Below are 9,731 nucleotides of genomic sequence, written 5' to 3' on the forward strand. Positions count from 1 at the left end.
TTTGACGAAAATTTAATGAGTTTTACCCAAATTTCAAAGAACGATTATTTCATGAATCTTAATAAGTCCCTCGCTAGTGATAAAACATTTGATTATCAATAATTTATATCCTTATGAACAATCTAAAGGATTTAAATTACTCTTTCCCTCTCCTATTCATCTCTATCACTTCTACATCAAATATTCTTTTGCCCTCTATCTTTAGTCTCACTGCCGTTTGCACTTTATGAAAACCGTGAGTTCCTGCTGCTCCGGGGTTAATAAATAGCATTCCATTTCTATGTAAATCTCTTTTTACTTGAAGAATATGCGAATGTCCGCACACAAAAATATCTGGCGTTTTTATCCTAAAACATTCCAATGCATCGGGTTTATAACTTGACGGTGCTCCTGCGATGTGTGTCATACCAATATTGAGTTCTTCGCAAGTAAAATGATTTATTTTTGGATAAATTTGCCTCACCGTAGCATCATCAATATTACCATATACGCCCTGTATAGGCTTTAAGGCCTCAAGGGTATCCGAAACCGCTACGATGCCCCAATCGCCAGCGTGCCAAATCTGGTCGCACCAGTCAATATGAGGGAAAAGACGTTCGTCAAGAAAACTATGAGTATCGGAAATAATTAAAATTTTTTGCATAATTTTCACTAAGTCGCCAAATCTTCCGTTTTCAATAAAGGAAACAGAGAGGAATATTGATTATTAAAGATTAAATCTCTTGAATATGTATATTTGCATACACAAACTTTTGAGCAAAGATTGAACAAAAATAGTTGAATATATATTGATAAATGTGTTTAAATCGAAAGACGACCAAGTAAGTATTTCGAGATTTACTTGAGAAAAATAGAAAAACAAACCAGCTAATTTGTTGCTTTATGCCAGTGAAACCATTTGAAACTACGCTTTATGAAAAACTTAAACCGTTTTTCAGTATGCACAATTTTGTGCTGTTAGCAGATAAAAAACAATTTCGGAAAATTACACCAACAGGCTTCCAGAACGTAATTTTTACGGCAACTTCTTATGATGATGAAACTTGGCTAGAAGTAAATATTGGTTGCAGAAACAACCAAGTAGAGCAGATAGCCCAACAGTTTCTCGGGAATACCCGTGACTTCTGGTCAGATTCTAATACTTTAGTCATCTCAATTGGGAAGTTTAATGATGCCAAATATTTTAGATATAAGATTTTGAATGAAAACGATTTGGATGATGTTTGTGAAATAGTGAAAGAGTTTTTGGAACAAAGAGGTTTTCATTTTATGAATGAATCGGATAGCTTACCGGCATTAAATAATATTTTTAATCTGCATCTTTCTAAGCCTTGTAAATATTTATATAACCAATTACATCGTAGTTATAAGGGTATTATCACCGCCAAATTGACATACGATAAACACTTTTTAGATTTATCGAACAAACACCGTGATATTTTGATGAGTAATGGCTCTAGTCCTGATGAACTATTGACTTACGAAAGATTACTAAGTTTTCTATTGTACCATTCTGTGAATTAAACCAGCTTTTATTGAAATTTTCCTAAATTGCATAAGGAAGATTATTTTTTTGATGAAATTACGTATTGTACTCATATTGTTGTTCTGTAACAGTTGGCTTACACCTTTGGTGGCACAACTGAAATTCAGCCGTATTAGTACACAAAGAGGCTTATCGCAAAGTACGGTAGGACAAATCTTTCAAGATAAAAAAGGATTTATTTGGTTTGCTACGAAAGACGGCCTTAATAAATACGACGGCTACCAGTTTACTGTTTATCGCCATATCTCTAACGACCCCAATTCTATTAGTAGTAGTACCATTTCATGTATTACCGAAGACCAAGAAGGCAATCTTTGGGTAGGTACTTTTGATGGTGGCGTAAATAAACTCGACAAAACCACAGGAAATTTTATTCATTTCAAACAAGCAGACGATAAAACTAATATCGGGGGGCTCAGTATTTCGTCTATCATTGCATCACCCGATAATAAAATATGGGTTTCTACTTATGGTTATGGCTTGCTTTGTTTTGACAACCAACAGAAAACCATCAAATGGCGTTTGGTGGAATCAGAGCTACTGACGACCAATGATATTTCATTGGTTTTTCAAGATAAAAAGAACACGCTTTGGTTGGGTGGGCATTATGGTGTAATTACTCATATTGACAAAAACAACCACGCTAATACCGTCCGTTTGCAAAGCAATCTTCCTCCTCGTAAAAATCAGATTACTTGTCTGGTGGAAGACCCACAAGGAAATATTCTAGTAGGAACGCGGGGCAATGGCTTGTATAGACTGAACCCGCAAACGAATGTATTCACTCAGGTACTATATAGTCCTAATCAGAATAATCGAGCCAATTTGATTACTGATTTGGTTTATGACAAAGATGGAACGCTTTGGATCGGCACGGACAATGGAGTTTTTCTTGTAAAAAATAATAATTATACCCAGCTCAGCTACATAGAATCCAATCCTGATTCTGAAACAGGATTAAGCTCGCATGCTATTCAATGTATTTTTGTAGACCGAGATAACAATGTATGGATTAGTACTTGGGAAGCAGGATTGAACGTACATTACAGACATCGGAATAACTTCAAATTATACCGACATAAGATAAACTCGACACAAAATTTATTACGAGATAAAGTAACAGCCATAGCCTGTGAAAACGACCCTAACCGAGTTTGGATTGGTAGTAATAATGGTCTGACACTATTTGACAGAGCCAAAAATACTTTTTCTCATTATTTTATCAGTCCTTCTCATGCCACTACTAGTACCAATGACATCAATAATTTATATTATGATAGTGATGGAGACCTATCGGTGTTAACGTGGGAAATTGGGCTTAGGATTATGAAAAAAGGCAGTAACTCTTTTATACTGTATCCTTATGATGATGGTAGCAATACCACACACCTTACTTGTTTGAGCCCTGCCAGAAAACCAAAACATTTATGGATAGGTACACAAGAAGAAGGCATTTTGTTATTCAACAAACAAACGGGCGAATTCAGTCCTGTTCCAGACCTCAACCGTAAAGGTGTGCTATTGGGCATGCACATTAATTCTATCTTAGAAGAAGAAAACGGTACACTTTGGATTGGTACTTACAACAACGGTATTTACTGTTATAATCAGAAGAAAAGGCAAATTGTTCATATCCGTAAATCAAACCGCTCGGATGGATTAAGTGCAAATCAAATCAATAAAATATATCAGGATTCCCGCAAACAAATCTGGATAGGCACCAATGGTGGTGGTTTGAATCTTTACCAACCAGCTACTAGAAATTTTAAAGTTTGGAGAACAGAAGATGGATTACCTAATAATACTATCAAGGGAATTGTTGAAGACCGTCATTATCATTTGTGGTTATCGACCAATCAAGGTATTTCACAATTTATAACTTATAGCAATTCATTCAAGAACTATACAAAAGCTGATGGGCTTCAAGGCTCAGAGTTTTTGCTGAATGCTTATGCTCAAAACAATCGCGGTGAAATATTTTTTGGTGGTACAGAAGGACTCAACATTTTCCACCCCGACAGTCTGATTGAAAGTAATATAGTACCCAATGTATACCTTACAGGCTTAAAATTGTTCAATAAGCACGTGGTAGTAGGGCAACCCGGCTCGCCTTTGCAGCAAGATATTTCTCAAACAGAAGAATTGGAATTGGAGTCAGACCAGAATGTATTTTCAATTGATTTTACTGCCTTGGATTTTCAACAGTTCAAGAATAACCAATATGCTTATGTACTACAAGGCTTTGATAAAGAGTGGAACTATGTAGGCACACAAAGAACAGCCAACTATACCAACTTGAATGCAGGAAGCTATCTGTTTAGGGTAAAAGCGACCAATAATGATGGTGTTTGGAATCAAAGGGAAGCCATGCTACGCATTACGATATTACCCCCTTGGTACAGAACTTGGTGGGCATATTTCTTTTATCTAATCATTATAGGTATTGGGCTTTATTTCACCAGAAGAGTCGTGCTCATTCGTGAGCGTTTGAAATTGGATGTACAATTACAAGAAAGAGAAAAAGAACAAGTACAGGAATTAGACCGACTAAAAACTAATTTCTTTACTAATATTTCTCATGAGTTCAGAACACCTCTAACACTGATTATCAGCCCCTTAGAAAAATATTTAGCCGAAAACAAAGACATTCCAGATTCGCAACGCAAAAGGACGGAATCTATCTATAGAAATGCCAAGCAATTACAAAAACTGATTAATCAATTACTCGATTTATCTAAATTAGAAGCTGGCAAGCTATCTCCAGAAATTACCCAAAACGATGTAATTGATTTTGTTCAACAGATTACAGAATCGTTTAGAGGGTTAGCTGAACAAAAGAATATTAGGTTGATTTTCAAACCTTCTACGCCTTATTTATTAGCTTATTTTGATACAGATATTTTAGAGAAAATTGTCACTAATTTACTTTCAAATGCCTTCAAATTCTCGGATAATGATGGCGAAATTATCGTAAAAGTATCGGTAAATCCAGCCGATAATCAACGAATTATTATTGCCGTAAGCGATACAGGTATTGGGATTGATAGTAAAAATTTACAAAATGTATTCAATCGTTTTTACCAGATTCATGGTAAAGACCCTCAAAAGCACGTAGTAGGTACTGGCGTTGGGTTAGCTTTGTGTAAAGAGTTGATAGAGTTACACAGAGGAGAGATTCTAGTTAGTAGCCGCTTAGGCAAAGGAAGTACCTTCACTATTCACTTACCTATTAACAAAGATGCCTACGATAGTAATTGGATTCGGGATAATGCTATTGACCCAGAACTTCCCCTGATTAATGTACATGATAATTTAATTGAGCCTCATAAAAACGAACATCATAAAAAGAATGTTCCGCTTTTATTAATTGCAGAAGATAACGACGATTTACGCAATTATATCAAAGAGATTTTCGTTGAAAATTTCAATATCATTGAGGCAAACAATGGTCAAAAAGCCCTTGATATTGCCATAGAACAAGTGCCTGATTTAATCATTTCAGACTGGATTATGCCTGAAATGACTGGTGGCGAGCTTTGCGAGCATATCAAAACCAAAGAAAGTACTAGCCATATTCCTGTAATTATCCTAACGTCTAGAAGTAGTAATGAAAGTAAATTGGCAGGATTAGAAATCGGTGCGGATGATTATATTACCAAGCCTTTTAATGCTAGCTTGTTGGAAGCAAGGGTTAAGAACCTATTGGAAAGCAGGAAAAAACTAAGAGAAAGGTTTAGTAAAGAGGTGAAAGTAAATGCAAAGGAAATCACCTTAAATTCTTCAGATGAACATTTTCTAGAAAAAGCAGTTAGGATTGTAGAGGAAAATATGATGAATACGTCGTTGGATATTGCCTTTTTAGAAAGAGAGTTGAACATGAGCACGATGCAATTGTATAGAAAACTAAAAAGCTTAACAAACTTTTCAGGAAACGAGTTTATCAAGAATGTTCGTTTGAAAAAGGCGATTCAATTACTTGAAACTGACAGTTTTACCATTGCGGAGATTGCATATAAGGTTGGTTTTAATGACCCTTCTTATTTCACTAGAATATTTAAAAAGGAATTTGGTAAATCGCCATCTGAATACTTAGAAAAAACGCCACTATAATAACTATCACTATCTTCAAGTTTGCTTCAGATTTGTTAGGTATCTTGGTTGCGCTAAACCAATACTATTATCATTAAATTGTCTATAAGTCTTAACATTTCCGTCTGATGATGAATATAAAAAAAAGCTTTTATTTATTTATTTTACTTTGCCTAAGTATATGTCCTACTGCTTTTACGCAACAAAGAGATTCTACCTTCCGTAAATTAACCATCAAACAACTGATTGTTCCTGCTTCTTTACTTACTGGAGGTTATATCCTTAAAAGTATTAGCCTAAAACAAGAACAATTAGAATGGCATGATAAATATTATAAAGACTTTCATACACACGTAGATGATATTATTCAATATACGCCTTATGTAGGAGTTTTTGGGTTAGACTTAATGGGCATTAAAGCAAAACATACTGTGGGTGACCGTATTGGCATTTTATTGATTGGCGCTACTATCATGTCGGGAACGGTGTTTACCCTTAAGCATACTACTAAAGTGTTGCGTCCTGACCTTTCTGGACAAGATTCCTTTCCATCAGGCCATACAGCCAATGCTTTTTTTGGTGCAGCTGTTTTAGCGCAGGAATATAATGACGAAAGTATTTGGTATGGCGTCGGTGCTTATACTGTTGCTACCGCTACTGGAACGCTAAGAGTATTGAATAACAGACATTGGTTTTCAGATGTAATAGTTGGTGCTGGTGTTGGAATCCTATCTGCGAAAGCGGCTTATGTAATCTATCCTTGGTTGAAACAAAAACTAGGGAAGAAATCAAGTGATAATCCATCCAAAATGGCTTTTACGCCTATGTATGATGGCAGGGTTGTTGGAGGAAATTTGGTGATTGGGTTTTAGGATATAGTTTAAAAAGATTATGGTTAAATAAACATTTGAAGCTTCTATTTTAATATTCTTTCAAAAAAGACTATTTTTGATAAAAAGAGTAGAGAATGAACTTACCCAATAAAAAAGCAATAAAGTTAGACGAGATAGATAGTGTATTACAATTCAATGCACCTCTACCAGGGAAAGAACATCCTTTTTATACTGACTTTACAGGTTTAAGAGGCGACTTTAAAGAAAAAAAGCTTTATAGAACCCTGAACCTGAACCCATCAAACCTTACGTATAACTACGAGGCAAATCAATTTAACAAACTAAAGGTTTTTTTGGCTGGCATGCGTGGAAGTGGCAAAACCACCGAATTGGCTCGTATTGTTCAGGAAATAGAAGACAAGGATGCTTTTTTGTGTGTGGTTTGTAACATAGACATCGAGCTCAATATGGACCATGTGGAATATATGGACATTTTGATTTGTCAGATTGAAAATCTTATCAAGAAAGCACAAGAGAAAGATTTACAATTAGATAAGAATGTTGTAAAGTCACTTAGCAAATGGTTCGAGGAAAGAACGTTAGAGATTAATAGTTCCATCGAAAAATCTGCGAGTATTGAAATAGAATTAGTAGGAAAATGGGGACTCCCTTGGCTTTTATCGTTAGTTGGCAAGTTAAAAGGCGGAGTAACAGGCTCAAAAGAAAGAGCTGATTCTGTTAGAAAAGTATTTCGGAATCGCTTTATAGATTTTGCACAAGAATTTAACATTTTCGTAGAAGATGCTGCTAGATGGCTTCGAGACCATTCTGAGGCTCGTGATATTTTGTTTATTGTTGATGGATTGGAAAAAACAACAACGGCAGAAAGAAGAAGGGAAATCATCATTGAAAATGCTGAAAGTATCAAAAGTATTCGGGCAAACTGCTTAATGACCCTACCGATTGAACTGATGAAATCAATCAGACAAGTAAAGGATTATTCAGAAGTAATCACTTTCCCATTTATCAAAGTCCAAGAAATAGATGGTTCTGATGTTGATGCAACGATTAATCGTTTCGTAGAATTTGTCTATAAAAGAATTGATAAGAGTCTTTTTGAATCAGAAGACGTAGTAAAAACTGCTGTAAGATTTAGTGGAGGTTCACCACGTGAATTATTACGATTACTCCAACATGCAGGCTATGAATTAGAAGATGATGATACCCAAATAACGATGAAGTCTTTAATGGAAGCTGTTAAGTATTTATCTGCTGATGCTCGTTTTCTTTCTGAAAAGGAATTAACTGTTTTAAAGGAAATAAGAAAAAACAACAAAGAAAATAAGCCTACACCGTTTATTGATGGTATTGAGAAATTATTAGAAGAAATTGTAGTGATGGAATACAATTCTGGTACTTACAAGAGAGTAAATCCTATTATTGCTTACTCATCAATCTATCAAGAATATGTGGGTAAAGACTGATGATTTTGATAAACAGCTCAAAAAACTCCAACGGGTTGTCCAACCTGCTTTATTTAGGTATGTCATTATTCAGTATAACCATGCTGATGTAAAAAAAGAAATTAAAAATTTCCTACAAGCTAATTTCCCAGATAGAACTTTACTCTCAATCAAAATACGAGAGACTGATTATTTTCAACTTTTAGCAAAAACTGATGCCATCCAAGAAGGTTTTGTAGTTATTGAAGACTACGAATATCTTATTAATGACGAAGTATTTGCCAAGGGGTTTAACCAACGCCGAGATAGGTTGTCTGCCAAAAATATAGCCTATATTTGTTTAATGCCTAATGATGACACCCTCCTTAAAAAATGTAGAGAATTAATCCCTGACTGGTGGTCTTTTCGCTCAATATTGTTAAATTTTGAAGTAAAATTTTTAAATAATACTAGTGAAAATGAACCGTTTAAACCCTTAGAAATCCCCTCATTAGGAGGATTAGACTTTGCTACTAAAAAAGATGAATTAGATTGGTTAGAGGAAAAGATTCAATCTTTTCCAAATACTGAAATCAACCTTAAACTTGAATTACTACAAAAAGCTGCCGATATAGCTTATGATTTACAATTATTTGAGAAATTATTATATTTCTGTGAAGAACTAAGTCTATTAGCAGAACAAGTACATTTAAAAGTCAATAATCCATTACAATTTGCCAAAATTCAAAATAGTTATGGACGTTATTTTAAATTAAAAGGCGATTTTGCTCAAGCACGTGACAGATATAAGATTGCTTTAAATTTTGCCACAAAAGCTGATAACAAATATGCAATTTCAGAATATCAAAATAATTTAGCATTAGTCCTTCAAAGTTTAGGAGATTATAAAGAGGCTAAAAAATTACTGGAAAAAGCAGTAATTGCATCAGAGGAAAACTTCGGTGAAAAGCATCCAATTACCACTATTCGTTATTCTAATTTAGCTGTTGTCCTTCAAGATTTAGGAGATTATATAGGAGCTAAAAAATTATTGGAAAAAGCAGTCATTTTTAATGAGAAAAACTTTGGTGAAGAGCATCCCAATACTGCTGTAGGTTATTCTAATTTGGCATTAATACTTAAAGATTTAGGAGATTATATAGGAGCTAAAAAATTATTGGAAAAAGCAATCATTTCATCAGAGAAAAGCTTTGGAGAAGAACATCCAACTACCTCTATAAATTATTCTAATTTGGCAGTATTACTTCAACATTTAGGAGATTATGAAGGAGCTAAAAAATTATTGGAAAAAGCCTTAAGTTCTGATGTGAAAAACTTTGGAGAAGAGCATCCCAATACTACAAGAGTCTTATCTAATTTAGGATTAGTCTTAGGAGATTTAAAGGATTATATTAGGGCTAAAGAATTATTGGAAAAAGTAGTGATTGCTAATGAGAAAAACTTTGGAGAAGAACATCCAATTACTTTAACTAGTTACTCAAATTTGGCATTAGCCCTTAAAGATTTAGGAGATTATGTAGAGGCTAAAAAATTATTGGAAAAAGCCTTGAGTTCTGATGTGAAAAACTTTGGACATGAACATCCACACTCTGCTTTAAGAAAATGGAATTTAGCTGCAGTACTAATAAATTTAAAACTTTTTGACGAAGCCTTGCCTTTGTTAGAACAAGCATTCTCAACCTATAAAAATATACTGGGTATTGAACATCCTGAGACTAAAAATTGTAAAGGGTGGTTGGATGATTTAAGGAAGGAAATGTTAAAGGGTCATAATTAGTTTTTAATTTTCAACAAAAAGGC

At 34.4% G+C, this 9,731-nt stretch carries 6 protein-coding genes; 5 read left to right on the top strand and 1 reads right to left on the bottom strand.

Annotated elements, in window-relative coordinates:
• Positions 1–136: 136 nt before the first annotated feature.
• Positions 137–643: a metallophosphoesterase family protein gene (locus AC07XN_RS21250; RefSeq protein ID WP_494744505.1), complete on the bottom strand. Its 507-nt coding sequence runs from the start codon at positions 641–643 to the stop codon at positions 137–139.
• A gap of 239 nt (positions 644–882) precedes the next feature.
• Here AC07XN_RS21250 and AC07XN_RS21255 point away from each other — a divergent pair, with 239 nt between their 5' ends.
• The 5 genes from AC07XN_RS21255 to AC07XN_RS21275 all read left to right on the top strand — a co-directional run bounded on the left by AC07XN_RS21255 (position 883) and on the right by AC07XN_RS21275 (position 9,708).
• The gene (locus tag AC07XN_RS21255) at positions 883–1,524 is read left to right on the top strand and encodes a hypothetical protein (RefSeq protein WP_309911985.1); all 642 of its coding nucleotides are present in this window, start codon (positions 883–885) and stop codon (positions 1,522–1,524) included.
• A 52-nt stretch (positions 1,525–1,576) separates the two neighbouring features.
• Positions 1,577–5,656, top strand: coding sequence for a hybrid sensor histidine kinase/response regulator (locus AC07XN_RS21260; protein ID WP_494744506.1), 4,080 nt, complete (start codon positions 1,577–1,579; stop codon positions 5,654–5,656).
• 107 nt (positions 5,657–5,763) lie between these two features.
• Positions 5,764–6,507 carry a phosphatase PAP2 family protein gene (locus AC07XN_RS21265; protein ID WP_494744507.1) on the top strand — a complete coding sequence of 248 codons (744 nt, stop codon included), beginning with the start codon at positions 5,764–5,766 and terminating at the stop codon, positions 6,505–6,507.
• A gap of 95 nt (positions 6,508–6,602) precedes the next feature.
• The gene (locus AC07XN_RS21270) at positions 6,603–7,952 is read left to right on the top strand and encodes a hypothetical protein (protein ID WP_494744508.1); all 1,350 of its coding nucleotides are present in this window, start codon (positions 6,603–6,605) and stop codon (positions 7,950–7,952) included.
• Complete coding sequence (locus AC07XN_RS21275; protein WP_494744509.1) at positions 7,936–9,708, top strand: tetratricopeptide repeat protein; 1,773 nt, start codon at positions 7,936–7,938, stop codon at positions 9,706–9,708. The genes AC07XN_RS21270 and AC07XN_RS21275 overlap by 17 nt, the downstream gene beginning before the upstream one ends.
• The last annotated feature ends 23 nt before the right edge of the window (positions 9,709–9,731 follow it).

It is taken from the genome of Arcicella sp. GW458-12-2-14-TSB2 (assembly GCF_059423785.1).

What these genes read in the sequence shown, in the direction of transcription:
- AC07XN_RS21250 (WP_494744505.1), bottom strand. Translation starts at nt 643, where the DNA reads ATGCAAAAAATTTTAATTATTTCCGATACTCATAGTTTTCTTGACGAA.
- AC07XN_RS21255 (WP_309911985.1), top strand. Translation starts at nt 883, where the DNA reads ATGCCAGTGAAACCATTTGAAACTACGCTTTATGAAAAACTTAAACCG.
- AC07XN_RS21260 (WP_494744506.1), top strand. Translation starts at nt 1,577, where the DNA reads ATGAAATTACGTATTGTACTCATATTGTTGTTCTGTAACAGTTGGCTT.
- AC07XN_RS21265 (WP_494744507.1), top strand. Translation starts at nt 5,764, where the DNA reads ATGATGAATATAAAAAAAAGCTTTTATTTATTTATTTTACTTTGCCTA.
- AC07XN_RS21270 (WP_494744508.1), top strand. Translation starts at nt 6,603, where the DNA reads ATGAACTTACCCAATAAAAAAGCAATAAAGTTAGACGAGATAGATAGT.
- AC07XN_RS21275 (WP_494744509.1), top strand. Translation starts at nt 7,936, where the DNA reads ATGTGGGTAAAGACTGATGATTTTGATAAACAGCTCAAAAAACTCCAA.